The organism is Exiguobacterium sp. s50 (genome assembly GCF_018618175.1).
GTDB lineage: Bacteria > Bacillota > Bacilli > Exiguobacteriales > Exiguobacteriaceae > Exiguobacterium > Exiguobacterium chiriqhucha.
In genome coordinates this window covers 69,323-89,067 of the sequence record NZ_JACSLP010000006.1, presented here as the reverse complement: position 1 = coordinate 89,067, position 19,745 = coordinate 69,323, and the positions used below count along the sequence as shown (strand labels likewise).

General features: G+C 54.3%; 20 protein-coding genes. 1 reads left to right on the top strand and 19 read right to left on the bottom strand.

Translation table 11 applies throughout. The features are described 5' to 3' along the window. Positions 1–2: 2 nt before the first annotated feature. The 19 genes from KNP68_RS09955 to smc all read right to left on the bottom strand — a co-directional run bounded on the left by KNP68_RS09955 (position 3) and on the right by smc (position 19,432). The gene (locus KNP68_RS09955; protein WP_029595705.1) at positions 3–884 is read right to left on the bottom strand and encodes a tyrosine-type recombinase/integrase; all 882 of its coding nucleotides are present in this window, start codon (positions 882–884) and stop codon (positions 3–5) included. 186 nt (positions 885–1,070) lie between these two features. Continuing rightward, positions 1,071–2,429, bottom strand: a complete 1,359-nt coding sequence (gene trmFO, locus KNP68_RS09950) for an FADH(2)-oxidizing methylenetetrahydrofolate--tRNA-(uracil(54)-C(5))-methyltransferase TrmFO (protein ID WP_051627734.1) — start codon at positions 2,427–2,429, stop codon at positions 1,071–1,073. Continuing rightward, positions 2,381–4,477, bottom strand: coding sequence for a type I DNA topoisomerase (gene topA / locus KNP68_RS09945; RefSeq protein ID WP_021067110.1), 2,097 nt, complete (start codon positions 4,475–4,477; stop codon positions 2,381–2,383). The genes trmFO and topA overlap by 49 nt, the downstream gene beginning before the upstream one ends. A gap of 65 nt (positions 4,478–4,542) precedes the next feature. Beyond that, positions 4,543–5,334, bottom strand: a complete 792-nt coding sequence (dprA, locus tag KNP68_RS09940; protein ID WP_021067109.1) for a DNA-processing protein DprA — start codon at positions 5,332–5,334, stop codon at positions 4,543–4,545. Between the two features lie 54 nt (positions 5,335–5,388). Beyond that, positions 5,389–6,306 (bottom strand): succinate--CoA ligase subunit alpha, encoded by a 918-nt coding sequence (gene sucD / locus KNP68_RS09935; protein WP_021067108.1) that lies wholly within the window; start codon positions 6,304–6,306, stop codon positions 5,389–5,391. A gap of 12 nt (positions 6,307–6,318) precedes the next feature. After that, the gene (sucC, locus tag KNP68_RS09930; RefSeq protein WP_029595707.1) at positions 6,319–7,479 is read right to left on the bottom strand and encodes an ADP-forming succinate--CoA ligase subunit beta; all 1,161 of its coding nucleotides are present in this window, start codon (positions 7,477–7,479) and stop codon (positions 6,319–6,321) included. A 111-nt stretch (positions 7,480–7,590) separates the two neighbouring features. Then, positions 7,591–7,860: an EscU/YscU/HrcU family type III secretion system export apparatus switch protein gene (locus tag KNP68_RS09925; protein ID WP_021067106.1), complete on the bottom strand. Its 270-nt coding sequence runs from the start codon at positions 7,858–7,860 to the stop codon at positions 7,591–7,593. Beyond that, on the bottom strand, positions 7,857–8,702 hold the full coding sequence (locus KNP68_RS09920) for a hypothetical protein (RefSeq protein ID WP_029595708.1): 846 nt from the start codon (positions 8,700–8,702) through the stop codon (positions 7,857–7,859). Before KNP68_RS09920 ends, KNP68_RS09925 begins: the two co-directional genes overlap by 4 nt. Before the next feature lie 11 nt (positions 8,703–8,713). Next, the gene (locus KNP68_RS09915) at positions 8,714–9,466 is read right to left on the bottom strand and encodes a ribonuclease HII (RefSeq protein ID WP_029595709.1); all 753 of its coding nucleotides are present in this window, start codon (positions 9,464–9,466) and stop codon (positions 8,714–8,716) included. 41 nt (positions 9,467–9,507) lie between these two features. Then, entirely contained in the window at positions 9,508–10,368 is an 861-nt protein-coding gene (gene ylqF, locus KNP68_RS09910; protein ID WP_021067103.1) for a ribosome biogenesis GTPase YlqF, read from the bottom strand. Between the two features lie 12 nt (positions 10,369–10,380). Next, the gene (gene lepB / locus KNP68_RS09905; RefSeq protein ID WP_021067102.1) at positions 10,381–10,923 is read right to left on the bottom strand and encodes a signal peptidase I; all 543 of its coding nucleotides are present in this window, start codon (positions 10,921–10,923) and stop codon (positions 10,381–10,383) included. 82 nt (positions 10,924–11,005) lie between these two features. Then, a complete protein-coding gene (gene rplS / locus KNP68_RS09900; protein WP_021067101.1) occupies positions 11,006–11,359 on the bottom strand; it encodes a 50S ribosomal protein L19 in 354 nt (117 codons plus the stop codon). Positions 11,360–11,472: 113 nt separating this feature from the next. Continuing rightward, on the bottom strand, positions 11,473–12,189 hold the full coding sequence (trmD, locus tag KNP68_RS09895; protein ID WP_021067100.1) for a tRNA (guanosine(37)-N1)-methyltransferase TrmD: 717 nt from the start codon (positions 12,187–12,189) through the stop codon (positions 11,473–11,475). Next, positions 12,179–12,694, bottom strand: a complete 516-nt coding sequence (rimM, locus tag KNP68_RS09890; RefSeq protein WP_214799520.1) for a ribosome maturation factor RimM — start codon at positions 12,692–12,694, stop codon at positions 12,179–12,181. Before rimM ends, trmD begins: the two co-directional genes overlap by 11 nt. A 53-nt stretch (positions 12,695–12,747) precedes the next feature. Continuing rightward, complete coding sequence (rpsP, locus tag KNP68_RS09885; protein ID WP_021067098.1) at positions 12,748–13,023, bottom strand: 30S ribosomal protein S16; 276 nt, start codon at positions 13,021–13,023, stop codon at positions 12,748–12,750. Between the two features lie 81 nt (positions 13,024–13,104). Then, positions 13,105–14,445: a signal recognition particle protein gene (ffh, locus tag KNP68_RS09880; RefSeq protein WP_021067097.1), complete on the bottom strand. Its 1,341-nt coding sequence runs from the start codon at positions 14,443–14,445 to the stop codon at positions 13,105–13,107. A gap of 11 nt (positions 14,446–14,456) precedes the next feature. Beyond that, positions 14,457–14,780 carry a putative DNA-binding protein gene (locus KNP68_RS09875; protein ID WP_021067096.1) on the bottom strand — a complete coding sequence of 108 codons (324 nt, stop codon included), beginning with the start codon at positions 14,778–14,780 and terminating at the stop codon, positions 14,457–14,459. Positions 14,781–14,876: 96 nt separating this feature from the next. Continuing rightward, positions 14,877–15,878 carry a signal recognition particle-docking protein FtsY gene (ftsY, locus tag KNP68_RS09870; protein ID WP_021067095.1) on the bottom strand — a complete coding sequence of 334 codons (1,002 nt, stop codon included), beginning with the start codon at positions 15,876–15,878 and terminating at the stop codon, positions 14,877–14,879. Further along, positions 15,875–19,432 (bottom strand): chromosome segregation protein SMC, encoded by a 3,558-nt coding sequence (gene smc / locus KNP68_RS09865; protein ID WP_029595711.1) that lies wholly within the window; start codon positions 19,430–19,432, stop codon positions 15,875–15,877. The genes ftsY and smc overlap by 4 nt, the downstream gene beginning before the upstream one ends. A gap of 115 nt (positions 19,433–19,547) precedes the next feature. Here smc and KNP68_RS09860 point away from each other — a divergent pair, with 115 nt between their 5' ends. Beyond that, a complete protein-coding gene (locus KNP68_RS09860) occupies positions 19,548–19,742 on the top strand; it encodes a DUF1128 family protein (protein ID WP_021067093.1) in 195 nt (64 codons plus the stop codon). The last annotated feature ends 3 nt before the right edge of the window (positions 19,743–19,745 follow it).

Genomic DNA, 19,745 nt, shown 5'->3' with positions numbered 1-19,745 from the left:
TCCTACTTTCTCGGATGTGTGGCTTGATAGACCGCTCGCAAGCGCTCCGTCGAGACGTGAGTGTAACGACCCGTCGTCGAGAGTGACTCGTGACCGAGCAACTCTTGGACGGCACGGAGGTCAGCCCCGCGCTCGAGCAGGTCCGTCGCAAAACTATGACGGAGCGAGTGAGGCGTCAACGGCTTATGCAGGCCGCCTTGCTTCCTCAGACGCTTCATGACGTAGCGAATTTGGTCTGTTGTCACTCGATTCCCTTTTTGACTGAGGAATAATGCCGTTTCTTGGGGGGAAGCGCATGTTTGGCGCACGTCGAGGTAACGATCGAGCGCCGCGATGGCGAACTGTCCGATTGGGATGTAGCGTTCTTTCTTCCCTTTCCCGACGACATGCACGAAGGCGAGGTCGGCATCGTAGGACGACACGTCCATCCCGCACAACTCAGCGACGCGCATGCCCGTCCCGTACAACATCTCGACGATGGCGACGTCACGGGCCCGCAGGAACGGATCATCTTGTCCGTCCGCGGTCGCGATGAGCTGTTCGACTTCGCTAGGCACGGCGAACGTCGGCAGCGTCTTGCGCCGTTTCGGAGACGTTAGTCCGTGGAACAGAGGCTCGACACCCGTCTCACGTGCCACAAATTTCCCGAATTGCTTGAGGCACGATACTTTTTGGGCGACCGTCGTCGTGGCGCTGTCGGTCTCATAAAGGGCATATAAATAACGCCGCGCCGACTGCACATCATACGGATTTTGATGTGTCGATTGGCAATAAGCGGCGTACTGGTCGAGCGTCTGCTCGTAAGAGCGTTTCGTGTGAGGAGACAGCCGGCGTTCGACTTGGCAATAGCGCAAAAATGACTGTTGATCGTCACCGAATCCCATTCTCTCGCCCCCTCGTTTTCAACTTAAAAACGCATGTTCTCGTCAAATCGAAATTAGCATAGCATACCCCGTCAGAGGTGACAATAGATAGCCCCTCAATAATCTGAAAATTTTCAAAGTGTTGTACAAATTACACAATTGAAATTTAAATTCACAAAAAAGGAGCCAAAAAATGGCTCCTTTCCCTTAAATCTCTTTATATTGCTGAATCGTTTCAAGGGCACGGTTCGCGTAACGTTCGTACCGTTCTTGTTTCTTCATCTTCTGCGGCGCATCCTCGAGCGACGGCACGAGACCGAAGTTTGCGTTCATCGGTTGGAAGTGCTTGCCGTCCGTCGTCGTGATATAGTGCGCCATCGAACCGAGCATCGTCTCGCGTGGCAAGACGACGAGGTCTTCACCGGCAATCAGTTTCGCTGCGTTAATCCCAGCGAGAAGTCCTGACGCCGCCGATTCGACGTACCCTTCCACACCGGTCATCTGCCCGGCGAAGAACAACGTGTCGCGTGTCCGCGCCTGATACGTCGGTTTCAACAGGCTCGGTGAGTTGATGAACGTGTTCCGGTGCATGACACCGTAGCGCACGATCTCCGCGTTCTCGAGACCCGGGATGAGTTGAAGGATCCGTTTCTGTTCCCCCCATTTGAGGTGGGTTTGAAAACCGACCAAGTTGAACAGCGTGCCGGCCGAGTTATCTTGCCGTAACTGCACGACCGCGTGCGGACGTTTGCCCGTCTTCGGATCTTCGAGGCCGACGGGTTTCATCGGTCCGAACAAGAGCGTCTTCTTGCCGCGTTGGGCAAGAACTTCAAACGGCATGCAGCCTTCGAAGTAAATCTCTTTCTCGAACTCTTTGAGCGGGACGACCTCTGCTTTGACGAGCTCGTCGTAGAACAAGTCGAACTCTTCTTCCGTCATCGGACAGTTGAGGTACGCCGCCTCACCTTTGTCGTAACGTGATTTCAAGTATACCTTGTCCCGGTCAATCGTCTCGCCGTCCAAAATCGGCGCCGCGGCGTCGTAGAAGTAAAGGTAATCTTCACCTGTGAACGCTTTGAGCGAAGCCGAGAGGTCCGGTGACGTGAGTGGACCGGTCGCCATGATGACGATCCCGTCCGGAATCGCCGTGATCTCTTCGTTGTGCACGGTCACGTTCGGATGGTTCTTCAACGTGTCCGTCACGAATCCGGCGAAGTCATGACGGTCGACGGCGAGAGCGCCGCCGGCCGGTACACTTGCCGTGTCGGCCGCTTTCAAGATGAGCGAGTCGAGCGTGCGCATCTCTTCTTTCAAGACGCCGACCGCGTTTTGTAGCCCGTTCGCTCGAAGCGAGTTCGAGCAGACCAGTTCAGCGAATTGGTCCGTATGGTGTGCCGGTGTTTTTCGGACCGGTCTCATTTCATACAAATCGACTTGAATTCCGCGTTTCGCGAGTTGCCAAGCCGCCTCGGAGCCGGCGAGGCCCGCTCCGATCACAGTTACACGTTGCTGCAAAGTTAATCCTCCTCTAACTGATGTACCTCGGCATGGGTACAGTTCGTACATTGATATTTCACACCGTCTTTAATTTTTTTCTCGACCATCATCTTACCACATTCCGGACACGGTTTCGCGACCGGCTTGTCCCATGAGACGAACTCACAGTCTGGATAGTTCGAGCAACCGTAGAACAGACGACCCTTCTTACTGCGTCGTTCGACGACTTGTCCGTCTTTGCAGCTCGGACATGGGACGCCGATTTCGACTTGTACCGGTTTCGTGTTCGTACAGTTCGGGAAGTTCGAGCATGCCATGAATTTCCCGTAACGGCCCATCTTGATGACCATCGGCGAACCGCACACTTCGCAGTCGATGCCGGCCGGTTCATCTTTCACTTCGATTTTCTCAATCTCTGACTCGGCTCGTTTCAGACGTTTCTCGAAACTGCGATAGATTGGAGCGACGACTTCCGTCCATTCGACTTCCTCGTTCTCAATCGAGTCGAGGAGCGTCTCCATGTCGGCCGTGAACTGGACGGTGATAAAGTCGTTGAAGTACTCATCGATCATCTCGATGACGAGTTCGCCAAGTTCTGTCGGGACGAACTTCTTCTCTTCAAGGACGACATATCCGCGTTTTTGAATCGTATCGAGCGTCGGTGCATACGTCGACGGACGACCGATTCCGAGTTCTTCCATCGCCCGAACGAGACGCGCCTCACTGTAACGTGGCGGCGGCTGTGTGAAGTGCTGCTTCGGTTCGATTGTCTCGAACTTGACGAGGTCATCCACTTCGAGCGGTGGGAGCAACCCTTCTTTCTCCGGGTTCGTGTCTTCGATATCTTCATCTTTCGATTCGATATACACTTTCATGAAACCAGGGAATTTGACGGTCGACCCGTTGGCACGGAAAATCATGCCGTTCGACTCGACGTCGATTTTCACCGTGTCGAGGATGGCCGGCGCCATTTGGCTCGCGACGAGGCGCTCCCAAATCAACTTGTACAAGCGGAGCTGGTCACGCGACAAGTACGCTTTCACCGAGGCCGGGTCGCGTAACGCCGAAGTCGGACGAATCGCTTCGTGTGCGTCCTGGGCGTTCGCGGCTTTCTTCTCTTTTTGCTTCTGCAACGCGACGTACTCTTCTCCGAATGTGGATTCGATATACTCTTTCGCTTCCGCTTTCGCCAAATCTGAGATACGCGTCGAGTCGGTACGCATATACGTGATCAAACCGACGGTGCCTTCTTTCTTCCCGAGGTCGATCCCTTCGTATAGCTGTTGCGCGAGCATCATCGTCTTCTTGGCACGGAAGTTCAATTTACGAGCCGCATCTTGCTGGAGCGAGCTCGTCGTGAACGGGAGCGACGCGTTGCGCTTCCGCTCTTTCTTCGTGACGTCGATGACTTTGAATGAGTCGTCAATCGCTTTGAGCACCGCGTCGGCATCTGCCTCGCTCTTGAGCTCCATTTTTTTCCCGTCTTTACCATAAAACGAAGTCTCGAACGATTCGCCTTCATGGTTGAGGGTGAGTTTGATGGTCCAATACTCTTCTGGGTCGAAGGCATTGATCTCCCGCTCCCGGTCGATAATCATTTTAACGGCCACGGATTGAACGCGTCCGGCCGATAATCCTTTTTTGACTTTCTTCCATAGTAATGGGCTCATCCCGTATCCGACGAGACGGTCCAAAATTCGACGCGCCTGCTGGGCGTCGACGAGGTCATGGTTGATTTTACGCGGGTGTTTGAACGACTCTTTAATCGCATCTTTCGTGATCTCGTTAAAGACGACGCGACATTCCGTCGTTTCGTCGACACCGAGGGCACGTGCTAAATGCCAAGCAATCGCTTCCCCTTCGCGATCCGGGTCAGCCGCGAGAAAGATTTTCGTCGCTTTTTTGGCTGCCGTCTTCAATTCTTTCAAAACTGGGCCTTTGCCACGGATCGTGATGTACTTCGGTTCGAAGTCATGTTCCACGTCGACACCGAGTTGACTCTTCGGTAAATCGATGACGTGACCCATAGATGCCTTGACCGTGTAATTCGATCCTAAATAACGTTTAATTGTTTTCGCTTTCGCGGGTGATTCGACGATCACCAAGTATTTTGCCATACATCTGCTCCCCTTTTAGAGGTCATTTAAATCCCTACCATAATATTCATGTTGTCGATGGTTTGTCAACGTCCAATCCTTGAACATGTTAGAATTTGATCGGCAGTCGTCAATGGAATCGCCCCGTCTTCAATCAATTGATTCGGACCAGCCGCGAGCGGATCGAGCGGGCTTCCAGGCACCGCGAATACCGTCTTTCCTTGCTCGAGGGCATGTCCGACCGTGTTCATCGTCCCGCTCTTTTGACGAGCCTGGATGACGACGAGACGATCGGCAAGTCCGCTGACGAGACGATTTCGTTCTAAAAATTGAAATTTTTTGACAGGTGTTTCCGGTGTGTATTCCGTGAGGAGTAACCCGTGTCGCGAAATCCGCTCGAACAAGGGCGAATGGACCTGTGGATACAAGTGCGAAAAGCCCGCTCCGAGGATGGCGATGGTCGGCCGGTCATGATCGAGCGACAGCTCATGGACGAGACCGTCGATGCCGAGCGCCCCACCCGAGACGGAGACAGTTTCTTCTATTAAAGGACGGAAATGTTCGACGAGTCGTCGGCTGATACGATTCAATTCACGGCTTCCGACCAATGCGGTCGTTTGTTGATGTAGTACCTCTAAATCACCTCGATAAAACAAACAATATGGCGGATTCGGGATATGGAGCAGCGCGGACGGGAACAATTCATCCTCCCACGTCAAAAAACGGTCGTACGTGACCGTGGAACGAAGCGCCCGTTCTGCTTTGCTTCGGACGCTCGGATGGAACTGCTGCATGTTCATATGCGCGTGCGACAAGTAATGATGGACGAACTCGACCGGCAACCGTTCGGCTGCGAATCGAGCGATTGTTTGATTCATCACAATCACCTCTAAAAAAATGAGGGATGCCGCGCATCCCTCATTCCGAATGGTTTACGTTGTCGGTTGACCCGTCACGCAAGCTTCATACAAACCTTGTTGTTTCAACACCCGGATGAGCGTCTCTCCGATGACGGCAGGCGTCTCGGCGACTTCAATCCCGTTGGCGTTCAACGTCTTAATTTTCTCAGCAGCTGTACCTTTTCCGCCTGAGATGATGGCGCCGGCATGGCCCATCCGCTTGCCTTCAGGGGCTGTTTGTCCACCGATGAAACCGATGACCGGTTTCGTCATGTTCGCTTTCACCCATTCAGCAGCTTCTTCTTCAGCCGTTCCACCGATTTCACCGATCATGATGACCGCTTTCGTGTCCTCGTCTTCATTGAACGCTTGGAGCGTGTCGATGAAGTTCGTTCCGTTGACCGGGTCTCCACCGATCCCGACAGCTGTCGATTGTCCGATTCCGGCAGTCGTCAACTGATGGACCGCTTCGTATGTGAGCGTCCCTGAGCGCGAGACGATGCCGACGTGGCCTTTCGTGTGGATATAGCCTGGCATGATGCCAAGTTTCGCTTCCCCTGGCGTGATGATCCCCGGGCAGTTCGGTCCGATGAGACGGGCCGGTTTGTCCTCGAGGTAACGCTTCACTTGAATCATGTCGATGACCGGGATACCTTCTGTGATACAGATGATCAACTCGATGCCGCTATCGGCCGCTTCCATAATCGAATCGGCTGCGAACGCAGGTGGCACGTAGATGATTGACGCGTTCGCGCCAGTCGCTTCGACTGCCTCGGATACGGTGTTGAAGACCGGTACGCCGTCAAGGACGGTCGTGCCACCTTTACCAGGTGTCACCCCTCCGACCAATTTCGTGTTATATGCCAGCATCTGTTCGCCGTGGAACAGACCTTGTTTCCCCGTGATCCCTTGAATGATTACTTTTGTATCTTGATTCGCCCAAATACTCATGTCGTTTCCTCCTTATCGAACGAGTGCCGCGATTTTTTCTGCACCGTCAGCCATCGAGCTCGCCGAAGTGATCGCAAGTCCAGATTCATCGAGAATGCGTCGTCCCGCATCCACGTTCGTGCCTTCTAACCGGACGACGAGTGGCAAATCGAGACCGATTTCTTTCGTCGCCGCGACGATACCTTCAGCAATGATGTCACACTTCATGATGCCACCAAAGATGTTAACGAAGATTCCTTTGACTTGGTCGTCTGACAAAATCAATTTGAACGCTTCCGTTACTTTTTCTTTCGTTGCACCGCCGCCTACATCGAGGAAGTTAGCGGGTTCGGCGCCGTAATGCTTGATGATATCCATCGTCGCCATGGCCAAGCCAGCCCCGTTAACGAGGCAACCGATGTTACCGTCGAGCGCGATATAGCTAAGGTCGTGTTTTGACGCCTCGACTTCACGCGGATCTTCTTCTGTCGTGTCGCGAAGGTCGACGATGTCTTTATGACGATAAAGCGCGTTGCTGTCGAAGTTGAGCTTCGCATCGAGTGCGATGACGTTGCCGTCTTTCGTCGTGACGAGCGGGTTGATTTCCGCGATCGTGCAATCTGTCTCGACGTACACTTTATACAATTTCATGACCATGTCGCTGAATTTGTTGACGAGTTTGGTCGGCACTTCCATCTTGAACGCGAGACGGCGTGCTTGGAACGAACGGAGTCCGACGACTGGGTCGACGACTTCTTTATGAATCTTTTCAGGTGTATGTTCAGCGACTTCCTCGATGTCCATACCGCCTTCTGATGAACCCATGATGACAATTCGGCCGATCGAACGGTCAAGCACAAGTCCTAAGTAAAATTCTTGGTCAATGGCAGAGCCTTCTTCAATGTAAAGGCGTTGCACGACTTTTCCTTCTGGTCCAGTCTGATGCGTGACGAGCGTCTTGCCGAGAATCTCTGACGCGTACTGTTTGACTTCTTCATCTGACTTCGCAAGTTTGACACCGCCGGCTTTACCGCGGCCTCCTGCGTGAATCTGAGCTTTGACAACTTTTAGTTCACCGTCTAGCTTGGCGGCGGCTGAGACTGCTTCTTCAACCGTGAACGCTGGATAGCCCGTAGGTACGGCCACTCCAAACGCCCGAAGCAATTCTTTCGCCTGATACTCATGGATATTCATTTCGTTTCCCCCTTAGTCCCCTTTAATATCGGCACGTCTATTGTAACGAAAAACTGAAAGCGCTGTCTATCGTTCTTGCTTTAAGTTTTCATCTTTTTTTCACATCTACCCCTAGACATCCTCGATTTTTCCTTGTTCCATCTGATAAAGAAACACGAAAAGCTCGGCGATGACCTGGTACAGGTCGTCTGGAATCTGCTCTTCAATCTGTAGCGCGGACAAAAGTGACAGTAAGGCCGGGTCCTCATGAATCGGCACACCGTTCGCTTGCGCGAGCGCGAGCATGCGCTCGGCGACGAGTCCGCCCCCTTTGGCGACGACGCGCGGTGACTCCATCGATTGCTCATAGGACAAGGCGATGGCTTGTTTGCGATCGGTCATACGCGTTGGTCCACCTTTCCGAGTGGGGCGAACGTGTCCGGCACCGTTTCACGCTTTGCTTCGAACGAGAAGCGGGACAGCTCATAGCCGATCGCTTCGAGTGCCCGACCGAGCAACGGCTCGTAGGCGTTGACGAACGGACTCAAGTCATGTTGCTCGTTGAACACTTTAACCGACACGTGCCGCTTCTGGACGAGCAAATCGATGCCCGTCTCTCCATACTTCGGGGTCTCGAGGAATAGAACGATACGGGCGTGGTCGGAGTCGATGACCTCGCCTTTCGGCGCCTCGAGACGGAACCGCACTTGTTCAAACGGCCCTAAATGCGGTATGTGAAATGCTTGAACGACGAACGGCGGGGTCTGCACGGCGTTGAACGTCTCCTGGGCCCGGACGAACTGTTCGAACTTCGGGTCGCCTTTCGCTTTGAACAGCTCGCCAACGAGTTGCTTCACGTCAGCACCGGCCCCGCTCTCGAGCAGCTGCCGGCCTTGCGCCTGGAGCGGCTCGGGCGTAGCGAGTGGTTGGCGAGCCAGGCGCCCGAGCTCGCTGCCGAGCTGGGCGAGCGGTGACCGTTGGGCCTGCTGCGCCTCGATTTGTTGCGGCACGACCTTCAAGACGAGTTTCGGTTCGAGCTCGGTGACGACCATCTTGTACGTCACGTTCTCTTTGACGTCGGCGTTCACCCCGACCCGGAACATGCCTTGCGGCAGCTGCATGACCGCCTCGCCTCCCGGCAACAGTTGGAGCACCCGGCCGACGACCGTATTGCCGACGAGCAGTTGCCGTGAATTTTGTTCGGTGACCTTGAACGGCAGGACGCCTTGGTGATCGATGCGCATCGTTTCCCCTCCTACATCTGTTTAATCGGTGCGAACGACTTCCGGTGAATCGGTGTGATGCCGTGTTCCGCGAGGCCGGTCAAATGGTCTTTCGTGCCATAACCCGCATTCCGTTCGAACCCGTACCCGGGATAGAGAATAGCGTAATCCTCCATCATGTTGTCGCGAACGACTTTGGCGACGACGCTCGCTGCCGCAATCGAGACACTCCGGGCATCCCCTTTGATGAGCGACTGCTGCGGGATGTCGAGGTCGAGGCGCATCGCGTCAATCAACAGCGCATCGACCGTTCCGAGCTGCCGGACCGCTTCCACCATCGCCAGTTTCGTCGCCTCATAAATATTGACCTGGTCGATCACGTCAGCGTCGACGATGCCGACACCGACCGATGCCTCGTCCATGAGGATGCGGTATGCCAGTTCCCGCGCCCGTTTCGACATCTTTTTCGAATCGTTCAGGCCGGGATGATAAAACCCTTCGGGCAACATGACAGCCGCCGCGACGACTGGTCCCGCGAGCGGCCCTCGACCGACCTCGTCGACGCCGCCGATGAGACGGAACCCTTGGGCCTTCCAATCGTCTTCGAACGCCTGACGGGCCGTATAGTCGGCACGGAGGGCATGTTCTTGTGCGAACTGTCGCTCCCGTTGCCGGATGAGCGTCTGGACGCCCGTCCGCGGGTCGTCTTTCAACTCGGCCCGTACCTGCTCCCACTCTTCATATCGGACCGTCTGTAGCCGTTGTTTAATCGCTTGAATCGTCATTCCGTTCCTCCTATTCAAAAAAGCCCTGTTTGCACAGGACTTCACGCCATGTCATGGTCGGCCGGCGTCTCGAGGGAGACGCGTCCGATTTTCTCATGACGCAGTTCGTTCAATAGTAATTCGCTCGCTTTCTCGAAATCGACGTAACCGCCGCTGACGAGTCCACGTTTCTTCCCAATCAATTCGAGCAGTTCGACGGCATCTTCCGGCAGTTGATCGATTTTGAATCGCTCTTTCAACTGGTCCGGATAGCGGGCCGACAATTCGCGGGCCGTATAGAGCGCGATATCATCAAGGTTCAAGATATCATCCTTGATGGCACCGGTCGCCGCCAAGCGATAGCCGACCATCTGGTCCTCGAACTTCGGCCAAAGAATCCCTGGCGTATCGAGCAATTCCATCTCGCCGCCTTTCATCTTGATCCATTGCTGACGCTTCGTGACACCCGGACGGTCGCCGGTGACAGCGATGTTACGTCCGGCGAGACGGTTGATGAGCGTCGACTTGCCGACGTTCGGGATGCCGATGATGAGCGCGCGGATCGGGCCGGGGTTCCGGCCTTTCTCACGCATACGGTCATGCTTCTCTTGCATGAGCTTCTCGGCGCCCGACATGAGCTGTTTCAAGCCTTTGCTATGTTTCGCGTCGACGGCGACGACCTCGATGTCATCGCGCTTCAAGGCGCGGAGCCAGGCGTCAGTGACGACCGGATCGGCCATATCGGCTTTATTCAAGACGATGAGACGCGGTTTGCCTTCCGTGATCTCATCGACCATCGGGTTACGGCTCGATTGTGGAACACGTGCATCGACGAGTTCGATGACGACATCGATGAGCTTTAACTTTTCTGTTACTTGTCTTCGTGCCTTGGCCATGTGGCCAGGGAACCATTGAATTGCCAAACAAACACCACCTTATTCTTGTACGGTCCCGAAATCACCGAGCGGCCAGAACACGAAGTTCGTTTTGCCGACGACGTCCTCTTTCGGGACAAAGCCGATTTCACGGCTGTCTTTCGAGTTTTGACGATTGTCACCCATGACGAAGTACGAGCCTTCAGGGACGACCGTCTCGCCCGTCACTTGTTCGAGCGTAAAGTTTTCGGTAAGAGGAAAGCCGTTCATCTGTGCCTGGAAATCCTCTAAATACGGTTCTTCGACCGCCTCATCGTTCAAATAAAGCGTGTCGTCCCGATATTCGAGCGTGTCGCCAGGAATGGCGATGACGCGTTTGATATAGTCTTTCGATTCTGTCGCGTGGAAGACGATAATATCGCCCCGGTCGAGCTCACCGACGTAGTTCGAGATTTTGCTGACGATCATGCGATCGGCATTTTGGAGCGTCGGCATCATCGACTCTCCTTCGACGATGACAGGTACAAAGATGAACGTCCGGATCACGAACGCGATGACGAGCGCAACGACGATCGCCTTAAGCCAACTGAACACTTCTTTCAACTTGCCTCACTCCTCTGTCCGTTTGAACTTATTGTACTAGAAAAAAAGAAGCTTGTCGCAAGCGACAAGCTTAATCCCCATCTTAACGACGGATTTCTTTAATACGTGCTGCTTTACCGCGAAGGTTGCGGAGGTAGTAGAGTTTCGCACGACGGACTTTACCGTAACGAACGACTTCGATTTGCGCGACACGTGGTGAGTGAAGCGGGAATGCACGCTCAACACCTACGCCGTAAGAAATCTTACGAACTGTGAATGTTTCGCCGATGCCGCCACCCTTACGCTTGATGACTACGCCTTCGAAGATCTGGATACGCTCGCGCGTTCCCTCTACGACTTTAACGTGGACACGTACTGTGTCACCAGGACGGAAAGCAGGTACGTCTGATTTGAATTGTTCTTCTGTGATTTCACGGAACAGTTTTTGTGTGTTCATGAATAGTTCTCCTTTTTCTTCAATGTTCATATCTTCATCTGCCCAAGCATCCAACAGCGGAACATCGGTAATTGGTGGGGTTAACCCACATGCTCAAACATAGCACAATTCGGTCAATCGCGCAACGATTCAATGAATTTTTTATCTGCCTTCGACAGTTCGATGCGCTCGAGCAGGTCCGGTCGCCGGCGATACGTGCGCAGGAGCGACTGCTCTCGGCGCCACGCTTCGATTTTGGCGTGATTGCCCGACAAGAGGACGTCAGGCACCTTCAGACCACGGAACTCCGCTGGGCGTGTATAGTGCGGATATTCGAGTAGCCCTGTCGAGAACGAGTCATCTTCATGGCTCGCCTGATCGCCGAGTACTTCCGGGATGAGACGGACCGTCGCATCGATCATGACCATCGCGGCGAGCTCACCGCCGGTCATGACGAAGTCACCGATTGACACTTCGTCCGTCGCGAGCTCATCATGAATCCGTTGGTCGAACCCTTCATAATGGCCGCATAAAAAGATCAAGTGTTCCTCGGACGCCCATGCTTCCGCCATCTGTTGGTCGAAACGGCGTCCGGTCGGCGTCGTGACGATGACGCGGGGACGCTTCTTGTCGATGGCGTCGAAGGCGTCAAAGATCGGCTGCGGGGTGAGCAACATGCCCGCCCCGCCTCCGTACGGGTAGTCGTCGACCTTATGGTGTTTGTTCGTCGAGAAGTCACGGAAGTTCGTGAACGCCATCTCGACTTGTCCGAGGGTACGGGCCCGTCCGACGATTGAATGATCGAGCGGGGCGAACATCTCGGGGAATAACGTTAAAACATCAATCTTCATCGTCAATCATTCCCGGAATCGGGGTGATGACGACACGTTTCGCCTCGACATCGATGTCGCTCACGACCGATTCGATGTACGGGATGAGGGCGTCCGACTTGCCAGGGCGTTTGATGACCCAGACGTCGTTGGCACCAGTCTCGAAGATATCGTCGACGACACCGATGACCTCACCGTCGACAACGGCCTCGCAACCGATAATCTCATGATAGTAAAACTCATGCTCCGGTAACTCATGGACGTGCTCGACGTGAACGTATAGTTTCATCCCTTTATACTTGTCGACGAGATTGATATTCTCAAGCCCTTTGAACGTCACGAGATGGAACTGCTTATGCGGACGATACGTCGTCACCTCGAACGGGAGCTTCTTGCCATCGACGTCCAAATAGAGCGTCTCGCCTTTCTTGAAGCGTTCGGCCGGGAAATCGGTCGCGGCGAGCAACTTCAGTTCCCCTTTCAAGCCGTGGGTATTGGCGATCTTACCTACGTATAACCATTCCATTGTTATGCCTCCTCAAAAAAATGGGCCGACCTCATAAAAGGTCGGCCACATCCTTACTTCGCGTTTTTCGCGTTGTGGAATTTCTCCATGATCCCTGCTTTAGAGAACAAGTTACGTACTGTGTCAGATGGCTTCGCGCCGTCTGCCAACCATTTGAGAGCGAGTTCTTCGTTGATGCGAACTTCTGCTTCTGGTTTTGCAACCGGGTTGTAGTGACCGAGTTGCTCGATGAAACGGCCATCACGTGGTGAACGTGAATCAGCTACAACGATCCGGTAGAAAGGTGATTTGTTTGCGCCCATGCGCTTGAGACGAATTTTAACTGCCATGGTAATATACCTCCATCATGTGTTTAAGAATTGACAACTTTAATAGTATACTGTTTTTTTGCCCGACTGACAAAAGTTTTCTTAGAAGAACGGAAGGCCGAGACCTTTTTTCTTCCCTTTCATTTGTCCTGACATCTGCTTCATGAGCTTCTTCATGTCATCGAACTGTTTGATGAGACGGTTCACTTCCTGGATGGAACGACCGCTCCCTTTTGCGATCCGCTTGCGACGACTCGCGTTGAGCACTTCAGGATTGGAGCGCTCATGCTTTGTCATCGAGCGAATGATCGCCTCGACATGATCGAGTTGCTTCTCGTCGATTTGGACGTTCTTCAACCCTTTCATCTTACCTGCACCAGGTAACATCGAGAGCAATTCATCAATTGGGCCCATGTTTTTCACTTGACCCAACTGCTCGATAAAATCATCGAACGTGAACGATGCATCGCGAATTTTGCTTTCAAGCTCCTTCGCAGCATCTTGGTCCATCTGTGACTCGGCTTTTTCAATGAGTGTGAGCACGTCCCCCATCCCAAGAATCCGTGACGCCATGCGTTCCGGGTGGAATGGTTCGAGGGCATCCAACTTTTCACCGAGACCGACGAACTTAATCGGCGCTCCCGTGACTGCCTTGATTGAAAGGGCTGCCCCACCACGTGTATCACCGTCGAGCTTTGTGAGTACGACGCCGGTGATTCCGAGTTTCTCATTGAAGCTGTCGGCCACATTGACCGCATCTTGACCCGTCATCGCATCGACGACGAGGAAGATTTCATTTGGTTTGGCAATCGTCTTCACGTTTTCGAGTTCGCCCATGAGCGTCTCGTCGATGTGAAGGCGACCGGCCGTATCGATCAACACGAAATCGTGATGATTGGTTTTGGCGTACTCGAGCGCTTTTGTGACGATTTCTTCCGGCTTCACTTGGTCGCCAAGTGAGAACACCGGTAAATCGAGTTGCTTGCCGAGTGTCTCGAGCTGTTTGATGGCCGCGGGCCGATAAATATCCGCCGCGACGAGAAGTGGACTCCGGTTATGCTTTTTGCGAATCAAGTTCGCGAGCTTTCCGGTCGTCGTCGTTTTCCCCGCACCTTGTAACCCGACCATCATGACGACTGTCGGTGGTTTTGGGTTAAATGTGATCGGGACGACGTCGCTCCCCATCAAAGTCGTTAGCTCTTCATGAACGATTTTGACAACTTGTTGGCCCGGTGTCAACGATTTCATGACGTCTTGGCCGATGGCCCGTTCTTTCACGTCGTTGACGAACTGTTTGACCACTTTGAAGTTGACATCGGCTTCAAGGAGAGCGAGACGAACTTCTCTCATCATCTCTTTGACATCTGCTTCGGAAATTTTACCTTTCCCCCGCATTTTCGCCAGTGTCGATTGCAACCGTTCGGATAATCCTTCAAATGCCATGCTTCAGCCCCCTACTCTAAATTCTCAAGCGCCGAAATCGTTTCCGTCGCGTCGGGCGAATGCTCGACTTGACGTTTGAGCGTCTGAAGCAGTTGTTGCCGCTGTTCGAACTTCTCGAACAAGGCCAACTTTTCCTCATACTGCTCAAGCATCGCTTCGGTACGCTTTATGTTATCGTAGACCGCTTGACGGCTGACTTCAAACTCTTCCGCAATCTCTCCGAGCGAGTAGTCATCTAGGTAATAAAGAGACATATAGTTGCGCTGTTTCGGTGTGAGTAGTGCTTGATAAAAATCGAACAAGTAGTTCATTCGATTCGTCTTTTCGAGCGACATGACCTCCACCTCCACATGTTAAGTGAAATCCCTTTACAACTACCAATAGTACAGCCGTCCCTAGCTCTTGTCAAGTTTTTTTCTTAACAGAGAAACTTAGGCGAGGTCATCGTTTGTCTGTTGTTTTTCTTCGAAGATGTCCCCGAATAATCCGTATACGAACTGTTCCGGGTCGAACGCTTGTAAATCATCGATTTTCTCGCCGAGCCCGACGTATTTGACCGGAATATCGAGCTCGTTTCGAATCGCGAGCACGATACCGCCTTTGGCCGTGCCATCGAGCTTCGTCAAGACGATGCCGCTCACGTTCGTCGCTTGTTTGAACGCTTTCGCCTGGACCATCGCGTTCTGCCCTGTCGTCGCGTCAAGCGCGAGCAACACTTCATGCGGTCCGTTCGGCACTTCACGCTCGATGACCCGCTTCACTTTTTCAAGCTCGTTCATCAAGTTGACCTTGTTTTGCAAACGTCCGGCCGTGTCACAAATCAAGACGTCGACACCGCGTGATTTCGCTGCCTGGACGGCGTCGAACACGACCGCGGCCGGATCCGAACCTTCGGCTTGACGGATGACCGGGACTCCGACGCGTTCGCCCCATACTTGGAGCTGGTCGATGGCACCTGCCCGGAACGTGTCGCCCGCCGCAAGCATGACCGAACGGCCTTCCGACTTCAATTGATGGGCGAGCTTGCCGATCGTCGTCGTCTTGCCGACGCCGTTGACGCCGACGAACAAGATGACCGTCAATCCGTCTTGCATGTTCAACTCACGGTCCGACTCGTCCTCTTGGAGTCGCTTCGCCACGACTTCGACGAGCGCATCGCGGACAGCGACCGGATCTTTCAAGTTGCGGCGCTTCACTTCTTCTTTCAAATCTTCGACGAGGTCCATCGTCGTCGTCACCCCGACGTCCGCCTGGATGAGCAGATCCTCGAGTTCATCGAAGAAATCCTCATCGACTTCGCGGAACCGATAGACGAGATCGTTGACGGCATTCGCGAACCCGTCGCGGGTCTTTGTCAATCCATCGGTAAACTTTTGTGACGCTTCTTGCGTCGAGGTCGTCAATTTATCTTTTAGCTTCTTAAAAAAACTCAACTTAATTCCTCCATCTCTTCTTCCGTCTCAACGACGCGCTTCGCTTCAGATAGTTCGACCGAAAGCACCTCGGAGACCCCGTTTTGTTGCATCGTCACGCCGTAGAGCGTATCCGCCGCCTCCATCGTCCCTTTCCGGTGCGTGATGATGACGAACTGCGTATCAATCGACAGCGTCCGGATATACTCCCCGAACCGATGGACGTTCGCCTCATCGAGCGCTGCCTCGACTTCATCGAGCACACAGAACGGCACCGGACGCGTCTTCAAAATCGCGAATAAGAGCGCGATCGCCGTCAAGGCCCGTTCTCCCCCCGAGAGCAGACTGAGCGTCTGCAGTTTCTTCCCGGGTGGTTTGGCGACGATATCGATGCCCGTATTGAGCAAGTCGGACTCGTCGACCAATTTCAAATCGGCCTCGCCGCCACCGAACAGTTCCTGGAACGTCTGTTTGAAGTGACCGCGGACGAGCGTATACGTCTCTTTGAACAATCGTGTCACTTCACGGTCCATCTCGTTGATGATGTCGTACAAATCCTCTTTGGCGCTGACGAGGTCGTCCCGCTGTTCAGACAAGAACATGAACCGCTCATTGACGAGGTCGAACTCCTCAATCGCATTCAAATTGACCGGACCGATCTCCTCGATTTGGCGGACGAGCAGTTTGAACTCCTCTTTCGCCTCATCGAGCGGGATCGTGAGCGTCGGCAGCAAATCGAAGACGAGTCCACGTTCGTCGAGCGCATCGAGTTTCCACTTCCGTTTCAACTCCAGTTCGTTCACGTCGGTCTCGAGTTTACGGACGTCCGCATCGAGTCGACGACGCACGTCCGTCGCCTGTTGTTCGCGCTGCCTTAGAATTCGGTATGATTCTTCTTCGGCATGGAGCTGGTTCAACTGTTGCGTCAGGCGCGCTTTGAGCGCATCCATCTGTTTGACCGCCTCGACATGTTCGAGCTCGAGTTCGGCTGAAGAGACGACCCGGCCGCTCGCCACATGTTCGAGCTCACGTTCGATTTGATGAAGGCGTGCCGTCTGTTTGGCGACCTCGGCCTCGAGCCGTTCGACTTCCGAGCGGACCCGGTCGAGGTCGAGCGTGTGCCGTTGGCGATCGAGTTCGTTTTGACGGATGGCTTCTTGCAGTTGCCCCGTCGTCGCGGCACCTTTCGCCTGCTCACCGCGGAGCGCCTCGAGCTCGGTCCGAATCGAGGCTTGCAACGCATCGGTCGCCTCGAGCTCTTGTGCGAGCCGCGTCAATTCGTTCGTTGCGGCTTCAATCGTATGGGCATAGCGGGCCATTTCATGATCGAACAGTTCAAGTTGCGCCTTGGCGTCTTGTGACACCCTCTCCAAGCTTCGGTACGCCTGTTCCGTCGACCGGAGCGTCTCTTCGGCCTCGCGCTTCTTGAGTCTGATTGACTGGAGCGACTCCCGCAACCGGGACATCTCATCGGTATACGTCGTCACGCGCAACTGTTGCTCATGGAGCATGGCCAGCCCTTGCGTCAATCCGTGCTTCAAGTCATCGAGTTCACGCGATTGCGTGAACAAGGCGACGCCTTGCTTCCGGCTACCCCCGGTCATCGAACCGCCGACGTTGACGATGTCCCCGTCGAGCGTGACGATGCGATAGCGATACCCGGTCGTCTGGGCGATCCGGTTGGCGACTTCGAGTGAGCTGGCGACGATGACGGCACCGAGAAGGGACCGTTTCAATTTGTCATAGGCCGGGTCCGTCTCGACGAGGTCGGCGGCGATGCCGACGAATCCGTCGAGCGATTCGAGCCGGTGCGCGACTTCACTCGGGACGTAACGTTCCTTCACGCTCGTCATCGGCACAAACGTGGCCCGTCCAGCATTCGCCTTCCGTAGCCGATCGATTTCTCGGCGACCGACCACATCCGTCTCGACGACGATATGTTGTTGTGTCTGACCGAGCGCCGTCTCGATGGCGGCCTCGTAGGACGGGAGAACGCGAATCAATTCCGCGACCGCACCGAGCACGCCCGGCCCCCGTTCTTTCAACACGAATTTAACGGCATGGAAATAGCCTTCATATGACTGCTTCATCCGCTCGAGCAATTCGATGCGGTCCTCGGTCTTCTGACGCCGGCGGTCGAGGTCGTGGTACGACTGCTCGGCCCGGGCCAGCTTGTCCCGCAGTGTCGTCTCTTGTTCGGTCAAATCGGCTTCTTGCGCGAGCAGCGTCTCCCACGTCGTCCGCGCTTCGTCGAGACGAGCCTGCTCGGCCTCGAGCGAAGCCGTCTGTTCGGTCCGCACATCGAGGCGATCCTTATTCTCACGCAGGAGGCGGGCTTTCGCTTCCTCGGCTTGTTCGATATCCCGGCGTTCCCGCTTCTGTTGATTGCTGAGCGTGGCGCGAGTCGTCGCCAGTTCGAACGCCTCGCCTTGGAGCTGTTCGATTTCCGCGTTAAAATCGCGTGTCGCTGCCGTCAATTGTGTGTCGAGTTTGACGCGTGCCGATTCGACGGTATGTAACGCCTCGGTTTGAGACGCCAAATCCGCCTCGGCCACGTGCAATTTCTGCGTCAACTGTTCGGCCTCTTCGGCCAACTCGACCCGCTGGCGCTCGAGACGTTCTTTCGTTTCCGCCCCGTGCTCTTCCCGGGCTTTCGCGAGCTTGATTTCGCCGGTCAATCGTTCCAGTTCGGTCGCCTGCGTCCGTTCGTCCTGGTGGAGCGTATCGAGCGTTTCCCGATCGACGGCGAGTGTCGCCTCGAGCTCCGTCCGTTCCGCCACAATCGCGTTCAACGCGCCGTCTTGCTCGGCGAGATGGGCGGACGCCGTCCCGAGTTGTTCGTTCGTACGGGTGATTCCTGTTCCGAGTTCCGTAATCTCGGCACCGAGAATACCTGTCTCGAGCTCATCGTGCCGAGCTTTTGCAACTTGATACTCACGGGCGAGCGCGGCTTGTTCACGGAGCGGTTCGACCCGGTCGGCGAGTTCATACAAGATATCGTCGACGCGGGACAAGTTCAATTCAGTGTCCTGCAGTTTCCGTTCCGCTTGTTTTTTACGCTGGCGGTATTTCAAGACACCGGCCGCTTCTTCGATGACGGCCCGGCGGTCTTCCGGTTTCCCGGAGATGACCTGCTCGACCCGGCCTTGGCCGATGATGGCAAACGCATCACGCGACAGACCCGTATCCATGAACAGGTCAATCACATCTTTGAGACGGCACGGCTTCTTGTTCATAAAGTAGTCGCTGTCGCCGCTCCGCGTGACGCGGCGCGTGACGCTCACTTCTTCATACGGCAGCCGCAAATGGGCGTCCGTATTGTCCAACACGAGCGTCACTTCGGCGACGTTACGATGGTTCTCCCCTTCACTGCCGGCAAAGATAACATCTTCCATTTTCGCTCCGCGGAGCGATTTGGCCGACTGCTCACCGAGTACCCAGCGAACAGCGTCCGATATATTTGATTTTCCGCTCCCGTTCGGTCCAACCACGGCTGTGACGCCGGGACGAAAATCCAGTTCAATCCGCTTGGCAAACGATTTAAAGCCAGCGAGTTCGATTCGTTTTAAGTGCATCGTGACCATCCTATCCTCAGTAAGCATTCATTTGTTTATTTTACCACAGTTGCCAGTTCGTCAAAATGCTAGAATCATGCTATTCTAAAAAGAACTGTAGAAAGGGGTACGACCGATGACTAACGAACAAATGATTGAGGAAATTCTCGACAAAATGAACATCATCAACCGCGGCGCTATCAAAGCGGAAGAATATAACCGTGCCGACGCCTCGGCCGTCAAAGAGATTTACGACTACGTGATGAATCGTTCATCGTTGTCGATTTCTGAAGTGGATGGAATCGTCGAAGAACTCGGGCAATTGACGTAACTA

Coding starts and splice junctions, on each gene's coding strand:
- KNP68_RS09955 (WP_029595705.1), bottom strand. CDS start 884: ATGGGATTCGGTGACGATCAACAGTCATTTTTGCGCTATTGCCAAGTC.
- trmFO (WP_051627734.1), bottom strand. CDS start 2,429: ATGTACGAACTGTACCCATGCCGAGGTACATCAGTTAGAGGAGGATTA.
- topA (WP_021067110.1), bottom strand. CDS start 4,477: ATGGCAAAATACTTGGTGATCGTCGAATCACCCGCGAAAGCGAAAACA.
- dprA (WP_021067109.1), bottom strand. CDS start 5,334: ATGAATCAAACAATCGCTCGATTCGCAGCCGAACGGTTGCCGGTCGAG.
- sucD (WP_021067108.1), bottom strand. CDS start 6,306: ATGAGTATTTGGGCGAATCAAGATACAAAAGTAATCATTCAAGGGATC.
- sucC (WP_029595707.1), bottom strand. CDS start 7,479: ATGAATATCCATGAGTATCAGGCGAAAGAATTGCTTCGGGCGTTTGGA.
- KNP68_RS09925 (WP_021067106.1), bottom strand. CDS start 7,860: ATGACCGATCGCAAACAAGCCATCGCCTTGTCCTATGAGCAATCGATG.
- KNP68_RS09920 (WP_029595708.1), bottom strand. CDS start 8,702: ATGCGCATCGATCACCAAGGCGTCCTGCCGTTCAAGGTCACCGAACAA.
- KNP68_RS09915 (WP_029595709.1), bottom strand. CDS start 9,466: ATGACGATTCAAGCGATTAAACAACGGCTACAGACGGTCCGATATGAA.
- rplS (WP_021067101.1), bottom strand. CDS start 11,359: ATGAACACACAAAAACTGTTCCGTGAAATCACAGAAGAACAATTCAAA.
- trmD (WP_021067100.1), bottom strand. CDS start 12,189: ATGAAGATTGATGTTTTAACGTTATTCCCCGAGATGTTCGCCCCGCTC.
- rimM (WP_214799520.1), bottom strand. CDS start 12,694: ATGGAATGGTTATACGTAGGTAAGATCGCCAATACCCACGGCTTGAAA.
- rpsP (WP_021067098.1), bottom strand. CDS start 13,023: ATGGCAGTTAAAATTCGTCTCAAGCGCATGGGCGCAAACAAATCACCT.
- ffh (WP_021067097.1), bottom strand. CDS start 14,445: ATGGCATTTGAAGGATTATCCGAACGGTTGCAATCGACACTGGCGAAA.
- KNP68_RS09875 (WP_021067096.1), bottom strand. CDS start 14,780: ATGTCGCTCGAAAAGACGAATCGAATGAACTACTTGTTCGATTTTTAT.
- smc (WP_029595711.1), bottom strand. CDS start 19,432: ATGCACTTAAAACGAATCGAACTCGCTGGCTTTAAATCGTTTGCCAAG.
- KNP68_RS09860 (WP_021067093.1), top strand. CDS start 19,548: ATGACTAACGAACAAATGATTGAGGAAATTCTCGACAAAATGAACATC.